General features: G+C 73.4%; 17 protein-coding genes and 1 tRNA gene. 16 read left to right on the top strand and 2 right to left on the bottom strand.

What is annotated here, in order from left to right; all coding sequences use genetic code 11:
* Window positions 1–26: 26 nt before the first annotated feature.
* The 7 genes from ACFQ9Z_RS25510 to ACFQ9Z_RS25480 all read left to right on the top strand — a co-directional run bounded on the left by ACFQ9Z_RS25510 (window position 27) and on the right by ACFQ9Z_RS25480 (window position 8,392).
* Window positions 27–1,178, top strand: a complete 1,152-nt coding sequence (locus ACFQ9Z_RS25510) for a uroporphyrinogen-III synthase (protein ID WP_383022942.1) — start codon at window positions 27–29, stop codon at window positions 1,176–1,178.
* Window positions 1,179–1,311: 133 nt separating this feature from the next.
* Window positions 1,312–1,959, top strand: a complete 648-nt coding sequence (locus tag ACFQ9Z_RS25505) for a CGNR zinc finger domain-containing protein (RefSeq protein WP_383022940.1) — start codon at window positions 1,312–1,314, stop codon at window positions 1,957–1,959.
* Between the two features lie 278 nt (window positions 1,960–2,237).
* Window positions 2,238–2,822, top strand: a complete 585-nt coding sequence (locus ACFQ9Z_RS25500; RefSeq protein WP_383022938.1) for a sigma-70 family RNA polymerase sigma factor — start codon at window positions 2,238–2,240, stop codon at window positions 2,820–2,822.
* A 62-nt stretch (window positions 2,823–2,884) separates the two neighbouring features.
* Window positions 2,885–3,655, top strand: coding sequence for an anti-sigma factor family protein (locus tag ACFQ9Z_RS25495; RefSeq protein WP_383022936.1), 771 nt, complete (start codon window positions 2,885–2,887; stop codon window positions 3,653–3,655).
* Between the two features lie 91 nt (window positions 3,656–3,746).
* Entirely contained in the window at window positions 3,747–6,074 is a 2,328-nt protein-coding gene (locus ACFQ9Z_RS25490; protein WP_383022934.1) for a HelD family protein, read from the top strand.
* Between the two features lie 350 nt (window positions 6,075–6,424).
* A complete protein-coding gene (locus ACFQ9Z_RS25485; RefSeq protein WP_383022932.1) occupies window positions 6,425–7,840 on the top strand; it encodes an NAD-dependent malic enzyme in 1,416 nt (471 codons plus the stop codon).
* Window positions 7,841–8,110: 270 nt separating this feature from the next.
* Window positions 8,111–8,392 (top strand): HU family DNA-binding protein, encoded by a 282-nt coding sequence (locus tag ACFQ9Z_RS25480; RefSeq protein WP_067001509.1) that lies wholly within the window; start codon window positions 8,111–8,113, stop codon window positions 8,390–8,392.
* 188 nt (window positions 8,393–8,580) lie between these two features.
* Here ACFQ9Z_RS25480 and murA read toward each other — a convergent pair whose 3' ends face one another.
* The gene (gene murA / locus ACFQ9Z_RS25475; RefSeq protein WP_383022929.1) at window positions 8,581–9,921 is read right to left on the bottom strand and encodes a UDP-N-acetylglucosamine 1-carboxyvinyltransferase; all 1,341 of its coding nucleotides are present in this window, start codon (window positions 9,919–9,921) and stop codon (window positions 8,581–8,583) included.
* Between the two features lie 264 nt (window positions 9,922–10,185).
* Here murA and ACFQ9Z_RS25470 point away from each other — a divergent pair, with 264 nt between their 5' ends.
* The 7 genes from ACFQ9Z_RS25470 (at window position 10,186) to ACFQ9Z_RS25440 (ending at window position 19,541) form a co-directional block, all read left to right on the top strand.
* Window positions 10,186–10,758, top strand: coding sequence for a YqgE/AlgH family protein (locus ACFQ9Z_RS25470; RefSeq protein ID WP_383023087.1), 573 nt, complete (start codon window positions 10,186–10,188; stop codon window positions 10,756–10,758).
* A gap of 28 nt (window positions 10,759–10,786) precedes the next feature.
* The gene (locus tag ACFQ9Z_RS25465) at window positions 10,787–11,065 is read left to right on the top strand and encodes a DUF3039 domain-containing protein (protein WP_143638399.1); all 279 of its coding nucleotides are present in this window, start codon (window positions 10,787–10,789) and stop codon (window positions 11,063–11,065) included.
* Between the two features lie 227 nt (window positions 11,066–11,292).
* Window positions 11,293–12,909: a beta-N-acetylhexosaminidase gene (locus tag ACFQ9Z_RS25460; RefSeq protein WP_383022925.1), complete on the top strand. Its 1,617-nt coding sequence runs from the start codon at window positions 11,293–11,295 to the stop codon at window positions 12,907–12,909.
* Window positions 12,910–13,186: 277 nt separating this feature from the next.
* Entirely contained in the window at window positions 13,187–14,080 is an 894-nt protein-coding gene (locus tag ACFQ9Z_RS25455) for an FAD binding domain-containing protein (RefSeq protein WP_383022923.1), read from the top strand.
* Entirely contained in the window at window positions 14,077–15,870 is a 1,794-nt protein-coding gene (locus ACFQ9Z_RS25450) for a 2Fe-2S iron-sulfur cluster-binding protein (protein ID WP_383022921.1), read from the top strand. The genes ACFQ9Z_RS25455 and ACFQ9Z_RS25450 overlap by 4 nt, the downstream gene beginning before the upstream one ends.
* The gene (locus ACFQ9Z_RS25445) at window positions 15,867–18,179 is read left to right on the top strand and encodes a xanthine dehydrogenase family protein molybdopterin-binding subunit (RefSeq protein WP_383022918.1); all 2,313 of its coding nucleotides are present in this window, start codon (window positions 15,867–15,869) and stop codon (window positions 18,177–18,179) included. Before ACFQ9Z_RS25450 ends, ACFQ9Z_RS25445 begins: the two co-directional genes overlap by 4 nt.
* 201 nt (window positions 18,180–18,380) lie before the next feature.
* Entirely contained in the window at window positions 18,381–19,541 is a 1,161-nt protein-coding gene (locus ACFQ9Z_RS25440) for an SUKH-4 family immunity protein (RefSeq protein WP_383022916.1), read from the top strand.
* A gap of 31 nt (window positions 19,542–19,572) precedes the next feature.
* On the opposite strand, the gene ACFQ9Z_RS25435 is transcribed toward ACFQ9Z_RS25440, so the two are convergent.
* Window positions 19,573–19,647 (bottom strand) — tRNA-Cys (locus ACFQ9Z_RS25435).
* A 205-nt stretch (window positions 19,648–19,852) separates the two neighbouring features.
* Between ACFQ9Z_RS25435 and ACFQ9Z_RS25430 the strand changes: the two genes are divergently transcribed.
* Together ACFQ9Z_RS25430 and ACFQ9Z_RS25425 are read left to right on the top strand one after the other, a co-directional pair.
* A complete protein-coding gene (locus tag ACFQ9Z_RS25430; RefSeq protein WP_383022914.1) occupies window positions 19,853–21,295 on the top strand; it encodes an MFS transporter in 1,443 nt (480 codons plus the stop codon).
* A 233-nt stretch (window positions 21,296–21,528) separates the two neighbouring features.
* Complete coding sequence (locus ACFQ9Z_RS25425) at window positions 21,529–23,319, top strand: DEAD/DEAH box helicase (RefSeq protein WP_143638413.1); 1,791 nt, start codon at window positions 21,529–21,531, stop codon at window positions 23,317–23,319.
* Window positions 23,320–23,568 lie beyond the last annotated feature (249 nt).

The raw sequence follows: 23,568 nt of genomic DNA, 5'->3' as shown, positions 1-23,568 counted from the left end.
CGGCATGCGGGTCAGCTAGGAGAGCCATGGACGACGAACAGCAGCACCCCGAACCGGGACCCCTCGCCGGGTTCACCGTGGGCGTCACCGCCGCGCGCCGTGCCGAGGAACTGGGCGCGCTGCTCCAGCGGCGCGGCGCCGCCGTGCTGCACGCGCCCGCCCTGCGCATCGTGCCGCTCGCCGACGACGGCGAACTGCTCGACTCCACCAAGGAGCTGCTCGGCCAGGTGCCGGACGTCGTGGTGGCCACCACCGCGATCGGCTTCCGGGGCTGGATCGAGGCCGCCGACGGATGGGGGCTCGGGGAGGCGCTGCTCGAACGCTTCCGCGGTGTCGAGCTGCTGGCCCGCGGGCCCAAGGTCAAGGGGGCCGTACGGGCGGCCGGGCTGACCGAGTCGTGGTCGCCGTCCAGCGAGTCCATGGCCGAGGTGCTCGACCGGCTGCTGGAGGAGGGCGTCGACGGGCGCCGGATCGCCGTACAGCTGCACGGCGAGCCGCTGCCGGGTTTCGTGGAGGCGCTGCGGGCCGGGGGAGCGGAGGTCGTCCCGGTGCCGGTGTACCGGTGGATGCCGCCGGAGGACCTCGGGCCCGTCGACCGCCTGCTGGACGCCGTCGTGGCCCGCGCGGTGGACGCGCTCACCTTCACCAGCGCGCCCGCCGCCGCGTCGCTGCTGTCGCGGGCCGAGGAGCGCGGGCTGCTCGGTGAGGTGCTGGCCGCGCTCGGCCATGACGTGCTGCCCGCCTGCGTGGGCCCGGTGACCGCGCTGCCCTTGCAGGCCCGGGGCGTGGACACGGTGCAGCCGGAGCGGTTCCGGCTCGGGCCGCTCGTACAGCTCCTGTGCCAGGAACTGCCCGCGCGGGCACGGACGCTGCCGGTCGCCGGGCACCAGGTGGCGATCCGCGGCCACGCGGTGCTGGTGGACGGGGAGCTGAGGCCGGTGCCGCCGGCCGGCATGGCGCTGCTGCGGGCGCTGGCGCGGCGGCCGGGCTGGGTGGTGGCCCGCGCCGAGCTGCTGCGGGCGCTGCCGGGCGCGGGGCGCGACGAACACGCGGTGGAGACCGCGATGGCCCGGCTGCGCACGGCCCTCGGCACGCCCAAGCTGATCCAGACGGTGGTCAAGCGGGGCTACCGGCTGGCCTTGGACCCGGCCGCGGACTCGAAGTACGCGGACGCCTGAGCCGCGGGCCGCCGCGCGGATCCGCCGGGAAGCCGCCGCGAAGACCGTCCGAAGGCTTCCCCGCGCCGGGCGGCGCGGGCACTGTGAAAGGGAGCGACACAACGGTCCCCCTGTCCTAGGCGGTGGCAGGCACATGACGCTGAGTACGGCCCCGGCCCCGAACGAGCCGCGGTTCGACGCCGGTCGGATCTGCCTGGACCTCCTCGCGACCGCGCATCCGGCCGAACGGCTGGGCGCGGTCGAGCCGTTGCGCGCCTGGATCGCCGCCGCCGGGCTGGTGCCGCCCGGCACCCCGCTGGGGCACGCCGACGCCTCCTGGCCGGCGCGGTTCCGGGAACTGCGCGCGGACGTGCAGCAGTTGCTGCGCGGCAGCGGCAGCGGCAGCGGCGGTGGCAGTGGCAGTGGCAGTGGCAGCGGCGGTGGCAGTGGCCCGGCGGACCGGCGGCCGTACGACCGCGCGCTCGGCCGGCTCAACGAGGCCGCCCGCGCCGCGCCGCCGGCCCCGCGCGCGGTGCGCGGCCCGGACGGCGCGCTGGTGCGGGAGCTGGCCCGGGCGCCCGAGTGCGCGGGACTGCTGGCGCTCGTCGCGCGGGACGCCGTGGAACTGCTCACCGACCCCGTGGCGCGGGCCGCGGTCCGCGAGTGCGAGGGCGACAACTGCCCCCTGGTGTACCTGGACACCTCCCGCGGGCACCGGCGGCGCTGGTGCTCGAGCGAGGTGTGCGGCAACCGGGAGCGGGTCGCCCGGCACCGGCGGCGGGCGGCCCTCGCGCGAACCTGACCGCCCGGTACGTCCCTTCTGCCGGGAAGCGGCGGCGAACGCCCTTGCCGCGCGCCAAGTGATTTGCGCAACATCCGGTTTGGGGATCCGCGCACCCGGGCAGCGAGGCCGCCGCGGTGATGTGCCGGAAATGTAAACACCACGCGGTGGGAATGTGTGCGCATGTCCCCATCCGGCGGCCGCCTCCAGGAAAACTGTCACCTCACTTTGAACAGCGGGCCGCCGCTGTCCGTACCGGTGGGCGAGCGACCGACTGGGGGAACCCCCGGACACCGGAGGTGGGCGTGCGCAAGGATGCGGCCGTGGCCAATGAACGTGCATCGAGGGCCCGACATCGCATGTCCTCACAGCCCTCGGAACCCGACGAGGAGCTGATGCGTGCGCTGTACCGCGAACACGCCGGACCCCTGCTCGCCTATGTCCTCAGGCTGGTCGCCGGAGACCGGCAGCGCGCCGAGGACGTCGTGCAGGAGACGCTCATCCGTGCCTGGAAGAACGCCGGTCAGCTCAATCGGGCGACCGGTTCGGTACGCCCCTGGCTGGTGACGGTCGCGCGCCGCATCGTCATCGACGGCCACCGCAGCCGGCAGGCCCGGCCGCAGGAGGTCGATCCGTCGCCGCTGGAGGTCATCCCCGCGGAGGACGAGATCGACAAGGCGCTGTGGCTGATGACGCTGTCGGACGCGCTCGACGACCTGACCCCGGCGCACCGGGAGGTCCTCGTCGAGACGTACTTCAAGGGGCGTACGGTCAATGAGGCGGCCCAGACGCTGGGAATCCCGAGCGGCACGGTGCGCTCCCGGGTGTTCTACGCCCTGCGGTCGATGAAGCTGGCACTGGAGGAGCGGGGGGTGACGGCGTGATGAGCAGCGGATACGGGGGAATGCAAGGATTCGGCCCGGGTGGTCCGGGTATTTCTGGACCCATGAGCCCCAGTCAGGGATCTTCGGTGCCGAGCGAGCACGAGACCGTGGGCGCCTACGCCCTCGGGCTCCTCGACGACGCCGAGGCGACCGCTTTCGAGGCGCACCTCGCCACCTGCGAGTGGTGCGCCCAGCAGCTGGACGAGCTGGCCGGCATGGAGCCGATGCTGGCCGCGCTGGCGGACCTGCCGGGTTCCGGCAGCACCCCGGCGATCGGCGAGTCGCTGTCCGCCAGGCCTAGCCCGCGACTGGTGGAGAAGCTGGTCGACGAGGTCTCCGAACGGCGTGCGCGTAAGCGGCGCAAGGGCTTCTACCTGGTCGCGGCCGCCGCCGCGCTGATCATCGGCGGCCCGGTGGCCGTCATGGCGGGCAACGGCGGCGACCCGGGGCAGACGGCCAAGCCCCTGGCCGCCACCGCGCAGACGACGTTCGACCAGCTTCCGGACAAGCACAGCGGCAGCGACAGCACCACGGGCGCCAGCGCGACCGTCGCCATGGGCGAGAAGGACTGGGGCACCTCGGCCGTCCTCGAGCTCAAGGGCGTCAAGGGGCCGCTGAAGTGCTCGCTGGTCGCCGTCAGCAGCAACGGCGACCGCCAGACCCTGGGGTCCTGGTCCGTGCCCAAGTGGGGCTACGGCATCCCGGACGCCAAGACCCCGGAGTCCCGCAAGCCGCTGTACATCGGCGGCGGCACCGCGCTGAAGCCCGACGAGATCGATTACTTCGAGGTGACCACCTTCGACGGCAAGAAGCTCGTGCAGGTGGATGCGTAGTCCCGCCCGGGCGGGACGCGTAGTCACGTAGCCTTGCCGGGTCCCCTTCGCGTACGGTTGACGGCTGCCCAGCACGTCAGAAGGGGGCCCGGTGGCCGCTCAGGTTCAGCAGTCCGCGGTCGGCTCGGTACACGACGCTCAGGATTCCGTTCGTGACCGGGAGATCAGCGTCGAGCAGGAACATCTCGACCGGGTGTACCGGCGTCTCGAGGAGAAGATCCACGAGGCCGAGTTCCTGATGAACGACGCGGCCAAGCGCGGCCAGGTCGGCACGCCGGGCGCACTGGCCGAACGGGACGCCCAGGTGTTCCGGGCCGGCATCCACCTGAACCGGCTCAACAACGAGTTCGAGGACTTCCTCTTCGGGCGGATCGACCTGCTGTCCGGCAAGGACGGCAAGAAGGGCCCCGACGGCGCCTACACCGCGGTCGAACCGGCCGAGGGCGCGGTCCGGCCCGACGGCACCGCCGACATCGCCGAGACCCTGCACATCGGGCGGATCGGCGTGCTCGACGCGGACTACGCCCCGCTGGTCATCGACTGGCGGGCCCCGGCCGCCGCCCCCTTCTACCGGTCCACCCCCCGGGACCCCGGCCGGGTCGTGCGCCGCCGGGTCATCCGCTCCAAGGGCCGCCGGGTCCTCGGGGTCGAGGACGACCTGATGCGCCCCGAGCTGCGGGCGTTCCTCGACGGGCGGCAACTGCCCGTCATCGGCGACGGCGCCCTGATGGCCGCCCTGGGCCAGGCCCGCAGTCACACGATGCGGGACATCGTCTCCTCCATCCAGGCCGAGCAGGACCTGGTCATCCGCGCCCCCGCCGCCTCCGTCACCTACGTCGAGGGCGGCCCCGGCACCGGCAAGACCGCGGTCGCCCTGCACCGCGCCGCCTACCTGCTCTACCAGGACCGCAGACGCTACGCGGGCGGCATCCTGATCGTCTCGCCGACCCCGCTGCTGGTGGCCTACACCGAGGGCGTGCTGCCCTCGCTCGGCGAGGAGGGCCAGGTCGCGATCCGCGCCATCGGCTCGCTCGTCGACGGCGCCGAGGCCACGCTGTACGACTCCCCGTCCGTGGCCCGCGCCAAGGGCTCGTACCGCATGCTGAAGGTGCTGCGGAAGGCCGCCCGCGGCGCGCTGGAGCTGAAGGATTCGCCGGAGCGGCTGCGGGTCGTGGCCTTCGGGCGCCGCCTCGAACTGGAGGCCGGCGAACTGGCGGACATCCGCCGCACCGCCCTCGGCGGCACCGCGCCGGTCAACCTGCTGCGCCCGCGCGCCCGCAAGCTGCTCCTGGACGCGCTGTGGGCCAGGTCCGGCGCGGCCGGCCGGCACACCGACCCCGAGCTGGCCGCCGAGCTGCGGTCCTCCTTCGACGAGGACGTGGCCGGCGAGGACCCTTTCATCGCCTTCCTCGACGCCTGGTGGCCGGAGCTGACCCCGAGGGGCGTCCTCGACGCCATGGCGGACGAGCGGCGGCTCGGCCGCTGGGCGCGCCGGATCCTCAACCCCGGCGAGGTCCGCAAGGTCGCCCGCTCCCTGCGCCGTGAGGGCTGCTCGGTGCACGACATCGCCATGCTGGACGAGCTGCAGGCGATCCTCGGCGCCCCGGCCCGGCCGCGCAAGAAGCGCGACCTCGACCCGCTGGACCACCTGACCGGTCTGGACGAGCTGATGCCGGTGCGCGAGGAGACCCAGCGGGAGCGGGCCGAGCGCCTGGCCCAGGAGCGCACCGAGTACGCCCACGTCATCGTGGACGAGGCCCAGGACCTCACGCCGATGCAGTGGCGCATGGTGGGCCGCCGGGGCCGGCACGCCACCTGGACGGTCGTCGGCGACCCCGCGCAGTCCTCCTGGTCCGACCCGGACGAGGCCGGGCAGGCCCGCGACGAGGCGCTCGGCACCCGTCCCCGGCGCCGCTTCCAGCTCACCGTCAACTACCGCAACCCCGCCGAGATCGCGGAGCTGGCCGCCAAGGTGCTGGCCCTCGCCATGCCCGGCTCCGAGGCGCCCTCCGCGGTGCGGTCCACCGGGGTCGAGCCGCGCTTCGTGACGGTGGGCGACGGATCCGGCGCGGGCGCGCGCGACGCCCTGGAGAGGACCGTCCGCACGGAGGCCGAGCGACTGCTCGGCCTGGTGGACGGCACGGTCGGGGTGGTCGTCGCCATGAACCGGCGCGAGGAGGCCCGCCGCTGGCTGGCCGGGCTCGGCGACCGGGTGGTGGCGCTCGGCAGCCTGGAGGCCAAGGGCCTGGAGTACGACGCCACGGTGGTCGTCTCACCGGCGGAGATCGCCGACGAGTCGCCGGCCGGCCTGCGCGTGCTGTACGTCGCGCTGACCCGGGCCACCCAGCAGCTCACGGTGGTCTCCGGCGAGCGCGACGAGCCGGACGCGGCGGGCGTCCCGGACCTGCTCAGGGACTGATTTCGACGAAGTCCCCGCGCCGGGAATGGCCTCCGGCATCTGTTTGTTAGCCTTGACGTGGCACCGGCCCGATCCAAGCCCCCGGGCCCAACCTTCGTCCCTCAGAGGGACCACTTGCCGCGAGGCGAGCATGGCGGGTCGGTGTCATCAACGTGAGAGGCCCACGTCCGATGTGACGTGGGCCTCTTTCTTTGGTCGATCACCTCTCGTATTGTGGAAGTTGTTTTCCGAAAAGACGTGCCGTCATGAACACAACGTCCGCAATCCGGGGCGACTACCACGTACTCAGGGGTAGGTGCGACGATCGGACGGCACAACTCGCGACACGGTGAAAGCAGAGGAAGTCGGCCATGGCAACGGCGCCCAGCGTCTCCTACTCGATGACCATCCGGCTGGAGGTGCCCGCGAGCGGAACCGCCGTCTCGCAGCTCACCACCGCCGTGGAGTCCTCCGGAGGCTCGGTCACCGGCCTCGACGTCACCGCGTCCGGCCACGAGAAACTCCGCATCGACGTCACCATCGCCGCCACCTCGACGGCCCACGCCGACGAGATCGTGGGCAAGCTCCGGGGCATCGAGGGCGTCACCCTCGGCAAGGTCTCCGACCGTACGTTCCTGATGCACCTCGGCGGCAAGATCGAGATGGCGTCCAAGCACCCCATCCGCAACCGTGACGACCTGTCGATGGTCTACACGCCCGGCGTGGCCCGGGTCTGCATGGCGATCGCCGAGAACCCCGAGGACGCCCGCCGCCTCACCATCAAGCGCAACTCCGTTGCTGTCGTGACGGACGGTTCCGCCGTGCTGGGCCTGGGCAACATCGGCCCGAAGGCCGCGCTGCCCGTCATGGAGGGCAAGGCGGCCCTCTTCAAGCGCTTCGCCGGCATCGACGCCTGGCCGATCTGCCTGGACACCCAGGACACCGACGCCATCGTCGAGATCGTCAAGGCGATCGCCCCCGGGTTCGCCGGCATCAACCTCGAGGACATCTCCGCCCCCCGCTGCTTCGAGATCGAGGCCCGGCTGCGCGAGGCCCTCGACATCCCGGTCTTCCACGACGACCAGCACGGCACCGCGATCGTCGTCCTCGCCGCCCTGACCAACGCGCTGCGCTGCACCGGGAAGGCGATCGAGAACATCCGGGTCGTGATGTCCGGGGCCGGCGCGGCCGGCACCGCCATCCTCAAGCTGCTGATCGCCGCCGGCGTGAAGAACGCCGTGGTGGCCGACATCCGCGGTGTCGTCCACTCCGGCCGCGAGGACCTGGTGGACGCCCCGGCCGACTCCCCGCTGCGCTGGATCGCGGACAACACCAACCCGGAGAACCTCACCGGCACCCTGAAGGAGGCCGTGCGCGGCGCCGACGTCTTCATCGGCGTCTCGGCCCCGAACGTCCTGGACGGCGACGACGTGGCCGCCATGGCCGACGGCGCCATCGTCTTCGCGCTCGCGAACCCCGACCCCGAGGTCGACCCGGCGATCGCCCGCCAGACGGCCGCCGTGGTGGCCACCGGCCGCTCCGACTTCCCGAACCAGATCAACAACGTGCTGGTCTTCCCGGGTGTCTTCCGCGGCCTGCTGGACGCCCAGTCCCGTACCGTCAACACCGAGATGATGCTCGCCGCCGCGAAGGCGCTCGCCGACGTGGTGACCGAGGACGAGCTGAACCCGAACTACATCGTCCCGAGCGTCTTCAACGACAAGGTCGCGGGCGCGGTGGCGGGCGCGGTGCGCGAGGCCGCCAGGGCGGTGGGCACGGCGTCGTAGCCGCCGTACCGTATGGTGCAGGGGCTGTGAGGATCGACACGGCAGCCCCCGCACCGGCGCGTCGTGGAACCTCCCACTGGCGGACGCCCTCTAGGGTGACGGCCGAGCAGGCGCTTTTCGTGTGACTCCCTAGGGTGTTCTCACGACTCCTACGGGTGCCGGATTGGCATTACCGCCGCAGGTAGGGGCAGGATGCGTCTTTGGGCGCGAGCGCATCGGCATCGATCTCACCTCACGCCTCAACGGCAAGAAGAACACGGGAGTAACAACATGAACCGCAGTGAGCTGGTGGCCGCGCTGGCCGACCGCGCCGAGGTGACCCGCAAGGACGCCGACGCCGTTCTGGCCGCGTTCGCCGAGGTCGTCGGCGACATCGTCTCCAAGGGCGACGAGAAGGTCACCATCCCCGGCTTCCTGACCTTCGAGCGCACCCACCGTGCCGCTCGCACCGCGCGCAACCCGCAGACCGGCGAGCCCATCAACATCCCGGCCGGCTACAGCGTGAAGGTCTCCGCGGGCTCCAAGCTCAAGGAAGCGGCCAAGGGCAAGTAAGCGCAAGCGCTCCGCTCGGTGGCGCCGGGTGACTTCAGCGCCGTTCTGACGCAGCGCCGCGGGTGACCGCGGGTTCGCTGCGGCTGGTCGCGCAGTTCCCCGCGCCCCTGGGGGGCGCCTCGGCCGAAGGCGTCGAAAAGGGCGGCCCCCCTCATCCCGAGGGGGGCCGCCCTTTCGGCGTGTTCCGGCTAGCCGAGCGCCTTGCCCGGCAGCTCGACCTTCGCGCCCAGCTCCACGAGCTTCTCCATGAAGTTCTCGTAGCCGCGGTTGATCAGTTCGATGCCGTGGACACGGGAGGTGCCCTCGGCGGCCAGGGCCGCGATGAGGTACGAGAAGCCGCCCCGCAGGTCGGGGATGACCAGGTCGGCGCCCTGCAGCTTCGTCGGCCCGGAGACGACCGCCGAGTGCAGGAAGTTGCGCTGGCCGAAGCGGCAGTCGGAGCCGCCCAGGCACTCGCGGTAGAGCTGGATGTGGGCGCCCATCTGGTTCAGCGCCGAGGTGAAGCCGAGCCGGGACTCGTACACCGTCTCGTGGATGATGGACAGGCCCGTCGCCTGGGTCAGGGCGACCACCAGCGGCTGCTGCCAGTCGGTCTGGAAGCCCGGGTGCACGTCCGTCTCCAGCGCGATGGACTTGAGCTGCCCGCCGGGGTGCCAGAAGCGGATGCCCTCGTCGTCGATCTCGAAGGCGCCGCCGACCTTGCGGTAGGTGTTCAGGAACGTCATCATCGAGCGCTGCTGGGCGCCGCGGACGTAGATGTTGCCGTTGGTCGCCAGCGCCGCCGACGCCCAGGAGGCCGCCTCCAGGCGGTCCGACAGGGCGTGGTGGGTGTAGCCGCCGAGCTTGTCCACACCGGTGATGCGGATCGTGCGGTCGGTGTCCATCGCGATGATCGCGCCCATCTTCTGCAGCACGCAGATGAGGTCCTCGATCTCCGGCTCGACGGCCGCGTTGGACAGCTCCGTGACGCCCTCGGCCAGCACCGCCGTCAGCAGCACCTGCTCCGTCGCGCCGACGGACGGGTACGGCAGCCGGATCTTCGTGCCGCGCAGCCGCTGCGGCGCCTCCAGGTACTGCCCGTCGGCCCGCTTCTCGATGGTCGCGCCGAACTGCCGCAGCACGTCGAAGTGGAAGTCGATGGGCCGGCCGCCGATGTCGCAGCCGCCGAGGCCCGGGATGAACGCGTGGCCCAGACGGTGCAGCAGCGGGCCGCAGAAGAGGATCGGGATACGGCTGGAACCCGCGTGGGCATCGATGTCGGCGACGTTCGCGCTCTCCACGTGCGTCGGGTCGAGCACCAGCTCACCGGGCTCCTCACCCGGGCGGACGGTGACCCCGTGCAGCTGCAGCAGGCCGCGCACGACGCGCACGTCACGGATGTCCGGTACGTTGCGCAGTCGACTCGGCGCACTGCCCAGGAGGGCGGCGACCATGGCCTTCGGTACGAGGTTCTTCGCACCGCGGACACGGATCTCGCCCTCCAGCGGGGTTCCGCCGTGGACAAGCAGGACATCGTCGTTGACGGTCATGTAACTCGCGTTCCGATGAGTCGGGCAGGGGCCGGCCGATCACTTTGCGCGGGGGCCGGAGAGACAGGGTAATCGCCTCCTACCCCCGTCCTGTAAGCCCAAGTACCGCGCAGCGGCGTCATAGCTGTGTCACAACACGAACGGTTCACCGCCGGGCACACGGGGTCACCGGCGCGGGCGCGCCCCGACCGCTTCTGAGTCGCGTTCACCCGCGCACTCCGATTGGCTCCCCACGGCGGGGCAAGATGCGGGATCATGTCTGGCATGACCGAGGTGTCCTCGCTCACAGGGCGGCTGCTCGTGGCAACCCCCGCCCTGGCGGACCCGAACTTCGACCGTGCGGTCGTGCTCCTTCTCGACCACGACGAGGAGGGCTCCCTCGGTGTCGTCCTCAACCGCCCCACCCCGGTGGACGTCGGCGACATCCTGGAGGGCTGGGCCGATCTGGCGGGCGAGCCCCAAGTGGTCTTCCAGGGCGGCCCGGTCTCACTGGACTCGGCGCTCGGCGTCGCGGTCATCCCGGGCGGCGCGAACGGGGACAGCGCCCCGCTCGGCTGGCGGCGGGTGCACGGCGCGATCGGACTGGTCGACCTGGAGGCCCCGCCGGAGCTGCTCGCCCCGGCCGTCGGCTCCCTGCGGATCTTCGCCGGTTACGCCGGCTGGGGACCCGGTCAGCTCGAGGACGAACTGGTGGAGGGCGCCTGGTACGTCGTGGAGTCCGAGCCGGGTGACGTGTCCTGCCCGGCGCCGGAGACCCTCTGGCGCGAGGTGCTGCGCCGCCAGCGCAACGAGCTGGCGATGGTCGCCACGTATCCCGACGACCCTTCGCTCAACTGATCCCCCCGGCCTTCAGTACCCTTGCGATATGAGCACTCTCGAGCCCGAGCGCGGGACTGGTACGGGGACCCTCGTAGAGCCGACGCCACAGGTGTCCCACGGCGACGGCGACCACGAGCGCTTCGCCCACTACGTCCAGAAGGACAAGATCATGGCGAGCGCCCTCGACGGCACCCCCGTCGTGGCGCTGTGCGGCAAGGTGTGGGTACCGGGCCGCGACCCGAAGAAGTACCCCGTGTGCCCCATGTGCAAGGAGATCTACGAGTCCATGGGCAGCGGCGGCGACGACAAGGGCGGCGACAAGTAGGCGCCCGCCCGCCGACCGCCTGAAGGCTTCCGGGCCCCCGGGACGCGCCACCGGCGCGGACCCGGGGGTCTTTGTGCTTTTCGGCCGCCAACTGGTCCAGACCTCTTGTCGGCGCGTTCGCGCGGCCATAGCCTCCTCGGTGCCGCACCACCGCGAAGTACACGTCGTGCCGCGACGCGGTGCCCGGGCGGGAACGCATCCCTTCGTCGAGGACCGATGTGACTGACATGGCGGACCTGATACCGGCTCCGGCGCACTGTTCACCGGACACCGCCGGGCGCACGAGCATCGGCGCCGGCACGGCGCTGGAGGCGCGGCCCGGCACGGAGGGCGTCGCCCGGTGGCTGCGGGCCACCGTCGGCGCGGCGACCGGCCTGCCGCTGCCGGAGGCGGACGGCCGGGACGACCGCCTCGTGCTGAGCATCGAGGCGGACCTGCCCCCCGAGGGCTACCGCCTCGTCACCGACGGCCGCCCGGCCCGCATTCAGGGCGGCAGTGCCGCGGGCGTCTTCTGGGGCGCGCAGACCTTCCGGCAACTGCTCGGACCCGACGCGTTCCGCCGCGCGCCGCTGCGCCCCGGCCGGGAGTGGGAACTGCCCCGGCTCACCGTCGAGGACGCCCCGCGGTTCGGCTGGCGCGGCCTCATGCTGGACGTCGCCCGGCACTTCATGCCCAAGGAGGGCGTGCTGCGGTACCTGGACCTGATGGCCGCGCACAAACTCAACGTCTTCCACTTCCACCTGACGGACGATCAGGGCTGGCGCATCGAGATCGAGCGGTATCCGCGGCTGACCGAGGTCGCCTCCTGGCGGGCGCGGACGAGATTCGGCCACCGCGCCTCACCGCTGTGGGAGGAGAAGCCGCACGGCGGTCACTACACCCAGGACGACATCCGGGAGATCGTCGCCTACGCCGCCGAACGGCACATCACCGTGGTCCCGGAGATCGACGTGCCGGGCCACTCGCAGGCCGCCATCGCCGCGTACCCGGAACTCGGCAACGCCGACGTCGTGGACACCTCCGCCCTCACCGTCTGGGACGACTGGGGCATCTCCGCCAACGTGCTGTCGCCCGGCGACGCCACCCTCAGGTTCTACGAAGGGGTGTTCGAGGAAGTACTGGAACTGTTCCCCTCCGAGTTCGTGCACGTCGGCGGCGACGAGTGCCGCAAGGACCAGTGGCGCCTGTCGCCGGCCGCGAAGGCGCGGATCGCGGACCTCGGGCTCGCCGGCGAGGACGAGCTGCAGGCCTGGTTCATCGGCCACTTCGGCGCCTGGCTCGCCGAGCGCGGGCGCCGCCTCATCGGCTGGGACGAGATCCTGGAGGGCGGACTCGCGCCCGGGGCGGCGGTGTCCTCCTGGCGCGGCTACGGCGGCGGGGTCGCCGCAGCGCGGGCCGGGCACGACGTCGTCATGTGCCCCGAGCAGTACGTCTACCTGGACCACCGGCAGGCTCCCGGGGACGACGAACCCGTGCCGATCGGCTTCGTGCGCACCCTGGAGGACGTCTACCGGTTCGAGCCGGTGCCGGCCGAACTCACCGGCGAGCAGGCCCGGCACGTGCTGGGCACACAGGCCAACCTGTGGACCGAGGTGATGGAGGACACCGCGCGCGTGGACTACCAGGCCTTCCCCAGGCTCGCCGCCCTCGCCGAGGTCGCCTGGAGCCGGCTGCCCGCCCCGGCGGACCGGGACTTCGCGGCCTTCGAACGCCGTATGGCCGCCCACTACCGGCGACTTGACGCCCTCGGCGTCGGCTACCGGCCGCCCACCGGGCCCCGGCCGTGGCAGCGGCGCCCCGGCGTCCCCGGCCGCCCGATCGAGGGGCCGCCCCCGAACCGCTAGCCGGCGCGTTCCGCCCGCCCGTGCCCGGCGGAACCGGTGTGCGTAGAACGAATGACGGAAAACGCGGCGGAGTCACCGAAGAGTGGCAATCGGCGCGCACGGGTGATGCCGTTCGAAAACGGAACATGTCCCCGGTGAGGTGGGCGAATGCCTCCTAGCGGACCCCCGCGTCCGGCACCCGCGAAGATGTGCCAGAGTTGCCACGTCCGCCCTGTGAGCACGTACCGTACGGCCACACAGGTGGGACCAGGTGGGGCAGCGGGAAGGGGCAGCCGGTTTGACCACGCACGCACCGCAGGCGGGGCAGGCCGTCACGCTGCCCACGACACTTGACGAGGCCGTGGCGGCGCTGACCGCCATGCCGGCCGCCGTCCCCGTGGCGGGCGGCACCGACCTCATGGCCGCCGTCAACTCCGGCCAGCTCAGGCCCGCCGCCCTGGTGGGCCTCGGACGGATCAGCGAGATCCGCGGCTGGCAGTACCAGGACGGACACGCGCTGCTCGGCGCGGGACTCACGCACGCGCGCATGGGCCGCCCCGACTTCGCGGCCCTGATCCCGGCGCTCGCCGCCGCCGCGCGCGCCGCCGGCCCGCCGCACATCCGCAACGCGGGCACCCTGGGCGGCAACATCGCCTCGGCCGCCCCCACCGGCGACGCGCTGCCGGTGCTGGCCGCCCTGGAGGCGACGCTGATCATCGCGGGCCCGGACCGGGCCCGCCGGGAGATCCCGGTCTCGCACCTGCTGGCCGGCGTGGAGATGCTGCGCGGCGGCGAACTCATCGGCTACGTGCGCGTGCCGCTGCTGCACGCCCCGCAGGTCTTCCTGAAGGCGACCGGCCGCACCGGTCCCGGCCGGGCGGCGGCCTCGGTGGCGGTGGTCCTCGACCCGGCCCGGCGCGGGGTGCGCTGCGCAGTCGGCGCCATAGCGCCGATGCCGCTGCGCCCCCTGGACGCCGAGCAGTGGGTCGCCCAGCTCATCGACTGGGACAACGACCGCGCGCTCGTACCGGAGGCGCTGAACGCCTTCGGCGAGTACGTCGCCGCGGCCTGCATCCCGGATTCGGTCCCCGAGCCGGACGGCACCGTTGTCCCGCTGCCGCCCGCCGTACTGCACCTGCGGCGCACCGTCGCCGCGCTGGCCCGACGAGCACTGGGGAGGGCGCTGTCGTGACCGACGACCAGCACGGAGAGGGCGCCCCGCAGAGCGGCGGCCGCTGGGACCCGCTGCCCCAGGGCGACTACGACGACGGCGCCACCGCCTTCGTCAAGCTCCCCGAGGGCGGCATCGACGCCCTGCTGTCCGGCGACAGCCCCCTGGCCGCGCCCGGCCACGGCTACGTCCCGCCGCGGATAACGGCGGCGCCCCCGGACGGCTCCGCGGACGCGTGGCCCGCGCCCGACGGCGGCGGCCGGTGGCCCGACCCGAACGCGGTGCCGCAGGAGCCGGGGCCTGACGACCGGTTCACCTACCGGCCCGCCGCGACCCAGCAGTGGACCTTCGAGGAGCCCGCGGCGCCGCCGCCCGCCCCCGGTCACGACGTCACCGGACAGTGGTCCATCCCGGTCGCCGGCGGCGATCTCCCGGAGGAGTCGGGCGAGTTCACCACGTCCTCGCTGGTCGAACAGTGGGGCGGCACCCCGCCGGCCACCCTCCCCGGCGGCGCGCCCGCGCCCTGGGCCACGGAGGCCGCCGGACAGCCGTGGGGCGAGCCGGATACCGGCGCCGCGCCCCACACCGCCGACGCGGCCCCCGGGACGGACTACGCGCCCCGCCCCGCCGACGCCTCCGCGCAGCCGGGGTTCGCGCCCCACACCGCGGACACCTCCCCGGGGACCGGGTTCCCGCCCCGCCCCGCCGACTCCCCGGCACCGGAGTTCGCGCCCCACTCGGCTGACGCGGCCCCGGAGACGGACTACGCGCCCCGGCCCGACGACGCCTCCCGGGCGCCGGAGTTCGCGCCGCCCTACGACCCGGCACCGGCGGCGCGGGCCCCTGAGGGCCCCGCCGGGGGCCCGGAAGGGCACGACGGGCCCGCCGGTCGCCGGGCGGCCCCCGAGGCCCCGGAAGCGGCGGACACGGCCGCGCCGCCGGCCGCCGCGGACCCGGCCGGCGTGCCGGACGCCCCAGCGGACCTGCCCGACCGGGCGGAGGAGTCCGGCGGGCACGAGGACGCCGGCGCCGGAACCGCCGCGACCGCGCCGGAGGACGAGACGCCCGCGGACGCGGCGGCCGCCGAGGCCCCGGTCCCGGACCAGGACGACGCGCCCGGCGACGACCCCGCCGCCCTCCCGCCGCACGACGACCACCCCCTCGCCTCCTACGTCCTGCGGGTCAACGGCGCCGACCGGCCCGTCACCGACGCCTGGATCGGCGAGTCCCTGCTGTACGTCCTGCGCGAGCGGCTCGGCCTCGCCGGGGCCAAGGACGGCTGCTCGCAGGGCGAGTGCGGCGCCTGCAACGTGCAGGTCGACGGCCGTCTGGTGGCCTCCTGCCTGGTCCCGGCCGTCACCGCGGCCGGCAGCGAGGTGCGCACCGTGGAGGGCCTGGCCGCCGACGGGCAGCCCTCCGACGTGCAGCGGGCGCTCGCCCGGTGCGGAGCCGTGCAGTGCGGCTTCTGCGTGCCCGGCATGGCGATGACCCTGCACGACCTCCTTGAGGGCAACCCGGCGCCGACCGAGCTGGAGACCCGCCAGGCCCTGTGCGGCAACCTGTGCCGCTGCTCCGGCTACCGGGGCGTCCTGGACGCCGTCAAGGAGGTCGTCGCCGAGCGCGAGACGCACTCCGCGGGCGACGAGGGCGCGGGCGCCGACGCGGCGCGCATCCCGCACCAGGCGGGTCCGGGCGCCGGCGGCGTCAACCCGGCGGCCTTCGAGTCACCGGGGCTCTTCGACCGCCCCGGTACCTTCGGCACACCAGGACCGCACGACCAGCAGTACGGCCAGGACGGAGGCCAGGCGTGAGCAACGAAGCCGCCACCGCGACCACCACCGCGGCGCCCCCCGCCGCCGACGCCGAGCCGCTGCCGCACGGCCTCGGCGCCTCGCTGCCGCACGCCGACGCCCGCGCCAAGACCGAGGGCACCTTCCCCTACGCGGCCGACCTGTGGGCCGAGGGGCTGCTGTGGGCCGCCGTGCTGCGCTCCCCGCACGCGCACGCGCGCATCGTCTCCATCGACACCACCCACGCGCGCGAGATGCCCGGCGTCCGCGCCGTCGTCACCCACGAGGACATCCCCGGCACCCCCCGGCACGGCAGGGGCACGCCGGACCGCCCGGTGTTCGCCTCCGAGGTCGTACGGCACCACGGCGAACCCATCGCCGCCGTCGCCGCCGACCACCCCGACACCGCGCGGATGGCCGCCGCGGCCGTCATCGTCGAGTACGAGGTGCTCGACCCGGTCACCGACCCCGAGCACGCCTTCGAGGCCGAGCCGCTGCACCCCGACGGCAACCTGATCCGGCACATCCCGCTGCACCACGGCGACCCGGAGGCGGCCGGCGAGATCGTCGTCGAGGGCCAGTACCGGATCGGCCGTCAGGACCCGGCCCCCATCGGCGCCGAGGCCGGCCTCGCGGTGCCGCGGCCCGACGGCGGGGTGGAGCTGTACCTGGCCTCCACCGACCCGCACACCGACCGCAACACGGCCGCTGCCTGCTACGGACTGTCCCCGGACCGGGTGAAGATCGTCGTCACCGGGGTGCCCGGCGCCACCGCCGACCGCGAGGACCAGGGCTTCCAGCTCCCGCTCGGCCTGCTCGCCCTGAAGACCGGCTGCCCGGTGAAGCTCACCGCCACCCGCGAGGAGTCCTTCCTCGGCCACGCCCACCGCCACCCCACCCTGCTGCGCTACCGCCACCACGCGGACGCCGAGGGCCGGCTGGTCAAGGTCGAGGCGCAGATCCTGCTCGACGCGGGCGCCTACGCGGACACCTCCGCCGAGGCCCTCGCCGCCGCCGTCTCCTTCGCGTGCGGCCCGTACGTCGTCCCGAACGCCTTCATCGAGGGCTGGGCGGTGCGCACCAACAACCCGCCCTCCGGCCATGTGCGCGGCGAGGGCGCGATGCAGGTGTGCGCCGCCTACGAGGCGCAGATGGACAAGCTGGCGAAGAGGCTCGGCCTCGACCCGGCCGAACTGCGGCTGCGCAACGCGCTCGCGACCGGCGACGTCCTGCCGATCGGCCAGACCGTCACCTGCCCGGCCCCGGTGGCCGAACTCCTGCAGGCGGTCCGCGACTTCCCGCTGCCCGAGCTGCCCAAGGACACCCCCGAGGAGGAGTGGCTGCTGCCCGGCGGCCCCGAGGGCGCGGGCGAGCCGGGCGCGGTGCGCCGGGGCGTCGGCTACGGCCTGGGCATGGTGCACATGCTCGGCGCCGAGGGCGCCGACGAGGTCTCCACGGCGACGGTGAAGGTGCACGACGGCGTGGCGACCGTGCTCTGCGCCGCGGTGGAGACGGGCCAGGGCTTCACCACCCTCGCCCGCCAGATCGTCCAGGAGACGCTCGGCGTCGACGAGGTGCACGTGGCGCCTGTGGACACCGACCAGCCCCCGGCCGGCGCGGGCTGCCGCGGCCGCCACACCTGGGTGTCGGGCGGGGCGGTGGAGCGGGCGGCGAAGATGGTCCGCACCCAGCTCCTGCAGCCGCTGGCCCACAAGTTCGGCATGTCGACCGAGCTGCTGCAGATCACCGACGGCAAGATCACCTCCTACGACGGGGTGCTGTCGACCACGGTCACCGAGGCGATGGACGGCAAGGAACTGTGGGCCACCGCCCAGTGCCGCCCGCACCCCACCGAGCCGCTGGACGCCGCCGGCCAGGGTGACGCCTTCGTCGGCCTCGCCTTCTGCGCGATCCGCGCGGTGGTGGACGTCGACATCGAGATCGGCTCGGTCCGGGTGGTGGAGCTCGCGGTCGCCCAGGACGTCGGCCGCGTCCTCAACCCCGCCCAGCTCGCCGCCCGCATCGAGGCGGGTGTCACCCAGGGCGTGGGCATCGCGCTCACCGAGAACCTGCGCACCCCGCGCGGCCTGATCCGCCACCCCGACCTGACCGGGTACGCCCTGCCGACCGCCCTGGACGCGCCGGACATCCGGATCGTGAAGCTGGTCGAGGAACGGGACGTGGTCGCGCCCTTCGGCGCGAAGCCTGTCAGCGCGGTCCCGGTGGTGACGTCCCCGGCGGCCATCGCCTCCGCCGTGCGCGCGGCGACCGGCCGCCCGGTCAACCGCCTTCCCATCCGCCCGCAGGCGGCCGTGGTCACGTCCCAGTGACCACACCCCCGGGCACGGCGGCGGCCGTGCCCGGGCCCGGCGGGCAACGAATCCGGTCCGTTCGGCGTCCTTCCTGGTGAGAGCCGTTGTCAGTGGTGCCGCGTAGTGTGCTGGGCAGTCGGGGGCACGGGGCACCTGCCCGGGCGCCGCGCACGACGACGCACGCACACAGGCACGCACGGGGACGATCGCGGGGGAGCGATGAGCACGACCGACGCCGGGGTCCCGGCGATCACACTGACCGAGGCGGAACTGAGCCGTCACGTCACCCACGCGCCGACCCGCGGCCTGCTCACGGGACCCGGACTGCCCGCGGACACCGCCCTGCTGACCTTCGCCCCGCTGCGCGCGCACGGCCTGCGCACCCTCGCCGACGCCGCCGACGGCCCCTTCCGCCTGGCGGAGGAACTGCGCGACCGCCTGGTGATCGGCGAACTGCTGAACCCGGCCGGCGCCCGGCGCGAGTCGATCCTGCTCGACGGCGGCACCGGCGAGCTGACGACGGCCCACCTCGCCGGACCCCACGTCCCGCGGCCCTTCGCGCCCTCGCTGGCCACCCTGCTGCGCTTCGCCGCCGTCACCGAGGAACTGGCGGGCCTGCGCGGCCGTTTCGCGTCCCTGGCGGGCAAGTACGGCCCGAGGACGGTGACCGAGGCCTCGCGCCGTCTGCTCGCCCTGTTCGCCGAGGGCACGGACGGCCGGATCCCGCCCTACTGGAAGGCGGCGGCCCTGATCCGCCCGCTGGCCCTCGTCGCGGGGCCGGGCACCACGTCCGGCCTCACCCTGGACGTCCCGGCCCGCCTGCTGGAGCAGGAGTTCGGCCACGGCCGGGTGGCCCGCTTCGAGGAGGTCGACTTCCCCGGCACGCTCACCCACGAGCCGACCCGCCGCTTCCTGCGCGAGACGGGCCTGCCCGAGGAGGCGGTCGTCTTCCACGCGGACACCGACGTCCCGCTGCCGACGCTCACCGAGTACTTCACCGCCGAGCGCTGCGACGACTACCCCCTGGACGTGCTCCCCGCCCACGCCGGCCACCTGATCCGCCTGGGCCACCTGATCGAGGACAACAGCCTGGTCGTCGACGGCCGAACGGGCGCGGTGCTCGCCTTCAGCGAGCCCGAGGCCACGCTCCACCCCCTGAACACCGACGTCTCCACCCTGGCCTTCACGCTGTGGCTGCTGCACCACGAGCGCACCATCGACGAGCACCTGTCGAACGAGCTGACCACGCGGGCCTACGACCACCTGGCCACGGCCATGATCCACACCCTGACCGCGGTGGACCCCGCGGCCACCCTGCCGGACACCGGCCGGCACCACTGGACCGAACTGTTCCGCGACGAGGCGGGCGGCGTGCTCTAGCCGCCGGCGGACCTGGCCGGCGGGCGTTCACTGGAGACCGTGGCGGGAATCGAACCCGCGTAAGTCGCTTTGCAGGCGACTCCCTGAACCACTCGGGCACACGGTCCTGTCGGTCGCCTTCACGGCGGGCCGAACTCGGTGGACCGACCGTACGGCGGGGCCGGCGGCCCGCTCAAGGAGAACCGCGGCCCCGCAACGGGACTGCCATACGCCGTTCACGAAGCGGGGAGCGGGGTCTACGACCAAGGTCGGACCGGAGACGGGACCACCGACAGGGGTCAAACGCGGCCATGAGCCTTACTCTGACGACCATGAGTGCCCTCGAGTCCCGTGACACCGTGGTCGTGAGTGATGCCGCCGGGAAGGACGGCGGTGGCGTGCTGGGCCGGGAGTACCGGGCGCTCAGCGTCGGAATCGTCTCCGTCGTGCTGCTCATCGCCTTCGAGGCGACCGCCGTCGGGACCGCGATGCCCGTGGCGGCGCGCGAGCTGGACGGGCTGGCGCTGTACGCGTTCGCGTTCTCCGGCTACTTCACCACCAGCCTGTTCGGGATGGTCTTCGCCGGTCAGTGGTCCGACCGGAGCGGGCCGCTGGGCGCGCTGACCACGGGGATCGCCGCGTTCGCCGCCGGGCTCGTCGTCGCCGGGACCGCCGGGGCCATGTGGGTGTTCATCCTCGGGCGCGCCGTGCAGGGCCTCGGCGGCGGGCTGGTCATCGTGGCGCTGTACGTCGTCGTCGGGCGCGCCTACCCCGAGCGGCTGCGGCCCGCGATCATGGCGGCCTTCGCCGCCGGGTGGGTGGTGCCGTCCATCGTCGGCCCGCTCGCCTCGGGCGCCGTGACCGAGCACCTCGGCTGGCGGTGGGTCTTCCTGGGCATCCCCGTCCTGGTCGTCCTCCCGCTGGCGCTCGCGCTGCCGCAGATACACCGCAGGGCCGCGGGTCCGGTGGACGGCGCCGACGGCGCCGCCTTCGACCGCCGCCGCATCCGGCTGGCCCTCGCCATCTCCCTCGGCGCGGGGCTCCTGCAGTACGCCGCCCAGGACCTGCGGTGGTTCTCGCTGGTCCCCGGGCTCGCCGGTGCGGCCCTGCTCGTACCCGCCGTACTCGGGCTGCTTCCGCGCGGCACCTACCGCGCCGCCCGCGGCCTGCCCTCGGTCGTGCTGCTGCGCGGGGTGTCCGCCGGGTCCTTCATCGCCGCCGAGTCCTTCGTGCCGCTGATGCTGGTCACCCAGCGGGGGCTGTCGCCGACGCTGGCCGGGTTCTCGCTGGCGGCCGGCGGGCTCACCTGGGCGCTGGGCTCGTGGGTGCAGTCCCGGCCGCGCGTGGAGCCGTACCGGGAGCGGCTGATGACGGCGGGCATGGTGCTGGTCGCCGCCGCGATCGTCACCGCGCCGAGCGTGCTGCTGCACTCCGTGCCGGTCTGGATCGTCGCCGTCGCCTGGGGCTTCGGCTGCTTCGGCATGGGCCTGGTGATCTCCTCGACCAGCGTGCTGCTGCTCAAGCTCTCCGCGCCCAGCCAGGCCGGCGCCAACTCGGCCGCGCTCCAGATCTCCGACGCCCTCTCCAACGTCGTCCTGCTCGCGGCGACCGGCGCGGCCTTCGCGGCCCTGGGCGGCGGCAGCGCGGCGGCCACCACGTCCACCACCGCGGCCGGCGGCTCGCACCCGGCCGCCTTCGCCGCCGTCTTCCTGCCGATGGCGGTGGTGGCGCTGGCGGGGGCGTGGGTGACGCGGCGGCTGCGGGTCCCCGAATGAGGCAGGGGGCCGCGGCGTCCGTACCGGGCTTCGCCCGCCCACTGTGACGTGAGTCCCACCCGAGGGCGACGCGGCTCCGTTCGCGCGTCGGCGCCGCCGGGGCGCCGGTAGGGTGGCCCGGTTGTCAGACGTAGCCGAGCCGTCCTACCCCTTGATCCACGGAGACCGTGACTACCACCGCCCGCCCGTCACCCGCCGCCACCCCCAACGGAGGGCCCACCGGGCCCGCATCCATGACCGCTTCCTCCACGCACTCCCACCACCTCTCGCCGGCCTTCCCCGGCCGGGCTCCCTGGGGCACCGCCGGCAAGCTGCGTGCCTGGCAGCAGGGGGCGATGCAGAAGTACATCCAGGAGCAGCCGCGCGACTTCCTCGCCGTCGCCACGCCCGGCGCCGGCAAGACGACCTTCGCGCTGACCCTGGCCTCCTGGCTGCTGCACCACCACGTCGTGCAGCAGGTGACCGTGGTCGCGCCGACCGAGCACCTGAAGAAGCAGTGGGCCGAGGCCGCGGCCCGGATAGGCATCAAGCTCGACCCCGAGTACAGCGCGGGCCCGCTCGGCAAGGACTACGACGGCGTCGCCGTCACCTACGCGGGCGTCGGCGTCCGCCCGATGCTGCACCGCAACCGGGTGGAGCAGCGCAAGACCCTCGTGATCCTCGACGAGATCCACCACGCCGGTGACTCCAAGTCCTGGGGCGAAGCGTGTCTGGAGGCGTTCGAGCCCGCGACCCGGCGGCTCGCGCTGACCGGTACGCCGTTCAGGTCCGACACCAACCCGATCCCCTTCGTCACGTACGAGGAGGGACAGGACGGCATCCGACGCTCCGCCGCCGACTACACCTACGGCTACGGCAACGCCCTCGCCGACCACGTCGTCCGGCCCGTCATCTTCCTCTCCTACAGCGGCAACATGCGCTGGCGCACCAAGGCCGGTGACGAGATCGCCGCCCGGCTCGGCGAGCCGATGACCAAGGACGCCGTCAGCCAGGCCTGGCGCACCGCCCTCGACCCGCGCGGCGAGTGGATGCCCAGCGTGCTGCGCGCCGCCGACCAGCGGCTGACCGAGGTCAGGAAGGGCATCCCGGACGCCGGCGCCCTGGTCATCGCCTCCGACCAGGAGTCCGCCCGCGCCTACGCCAAGCTCATCCGGGAGATCACCGGGACGAAGGCGACCCTCGTGCTGTCCGACGACGCCGGCGCCTCGAAACGGATCGACGACTTCAGCGGCGGCGACGACCGGTGGATGGTCGCGGTGCGCATGGTGTCCGAGGGCGTCGACGTGCCCCGGCTTGCGGTGGGCGTGTACGCCACCACCATCTCGACACCCCTGTTCTTCGCGCAGGCCGTCGGGCGCTTCGTGCGGTCCCGGCGGCGCGGCGAGACCGCGTCCGTGTTCCTGCCGACCGTGCCCGACCTGCTGACCTTCGCCAACGAGATGGAGAAGGAACGCGACCACGCCCTCGACAAGCCGAAGAAGGAGGGCGAGGAGGACCCGTACGCCGAATCCGAGAAGGAGATGGAGGAGGCGAACAAGCAGCAGGACGAGGACACCGGCGAGCAGGAGCAGTTCTCCTTCGAGGCGCTGGAGTCCGAGGCCGTCTTCGACCGGGTCCTCTACGACGGCGCCGAGTTCGGCATGCAGGCCCACCCGGGCAGCGAGGAGGAGCAGGACTACCTCGGCATCCCGGGCCTCCTCGAACCCGACCAGGTGCAACTGCTGCTGCAGAAGCGGCAGGCACGGCAGATCGCGCACAGCCGCAAGAAGCCGGACACCGAGGCCGACCTGCTGGAACTGCCCGCCGAACGCCGGCCGGTGGTCAGCCACAAGGAGATGATGGAGCTGCGCAAGCGGCTCAACACCCTGGTGAGCGCCTACGTCCACCAGAGCGGCAAGCCGCACGGCGTCATCCACACCGAGCTGCGCCGGGTGTGCGGGGGACCGCCCAGCGCGGAGGCGACGGCGGGGCAGCTACGGCAGCGGATCGCCAAGGTGCAGGAGTGGGCGACACGCATGCGGTAAAAGCCTGGGGCATGTGCGTATACGGACGAATGCAGGCAGTCCGGATCCGGCCCTGACCGGATTCTGGACGGAGGCTTCCGCTGAGCGAACCGGCTTCGCTACTGTCCCGCTACGCACACGCCCCGTGGCAGCGCCGCCGCGGAGCGCAGCCGTGAAGCGACATGGCCCGGAGCCGCCGGACCGTCCTGCCGATCGGCGGCCTCTGAAGCGCGTCGCCGTCGGGACTCGGTGTCGCATCCGTCGCTCCGG

The organism is Streptomyces sp. NPDC056580 (assembly GCF_042793175.1).
Lineage (GTDB): Bacteria > Actinomycetota > Actinomycetes > Streptomycetales > Streptomycetaceae > Streptomyces.
Note: the sequence above shows the minus strand (reverse complement) of the source record. Positions and strands in the feature narration are given on the sequence as shown.

Excerpts from the sequence above, each read along its gene's own strand:
- ACFQ9Z_RS25510 (WP_383022942.1), top strand. The coding sequence starts at position 27 with ATGGACGACGAACAGCAGCACCCCGAACCGGGACCCCTCGCCGGGTTC.
- ACFQ9Z_RS25505 (WP_383022940.1), top strand. The coding sequence starts at position 1,312 with ATGACGCTGAGTACGGCCCCGGCCCCGAACGAGCCGCGGTTCGACGCC.
- ACFQ9Z_RS25495 (WP_383022936.1), top strand. The coding sequence starts at position 2,885 with ATGAGCCCCAGTCAGGGATCTTCGGTGCCGAGCGAGCACGAGACCGTG.
- ACFQ9Z_RS25485 (WP_383022932.1), top strand. The coding sequence starts at position 6,425 with ATGGCAACGGCGCCCAGCGTCTCCTACTCGATGACCATCCGGCTGGAG.
- ACFQ9Z_RS25480 (WP_067001509.1), top strand. The coding sequence starts at position 8,111 with ATGAACCGCAGTGAGCTGGTGGCCGCGCTGGCCGACCGCGCCGAGGTG.
- murA (WP_383022929.1), bottom strand. The coding sequence starts at position 9,921 with ATGACCGTCAACGACGATGTCCTGCTTGTCCACGGCGGAACCCCGCTG.
- ACFQ9Z_RS25470 (WP_383023087.1), top strand. The coding sequence starts at position 10,186 with ATGACCGAGGTGTCCTCGCTCACAGGGCGGCTGCTCGTGGCAACCCCC.
- ACFQ9Z_RS25465 (WP_143638399.1), top strand. The coding sequence starts at position 10,787 with ATGAGCACTCTCGAGCCCGAGCGCGGGACTGGTACGGGGACCCTCGTA.
- ACFQ9Z_RS25460 (WP_383022925.1), top strand. The coding sequence starts at position 11,293 with ATGGCGGACCTGATACCGGCTCCGGCGCACTGTTCACCGGACACCGCC.
- ACFQ9Z_RS25440 (WP_383022916.1), top strand. The coding sequence starts at position 18,381 with ATGAGCACGACCGACGCCGGGGTCCCGGCGATCACACTGACCGAGGCG.
- ACFQ9Z_RS25430 (WP_383022914.1), top strand. The coding sequence starts at position 19,853 with ATGAGTGCCCTCGAGTCCCGTGACACCGTGGTCGTGAGTGATGCCGCC.
- ACFQ9Z_RS25425 (WP_143638413.1), top strand. The coding sequence starts at position 21,529 with ATGACCGCTTCCTCCACGCACTCCCACCACCTCTCGCCGGCCTTCCCC.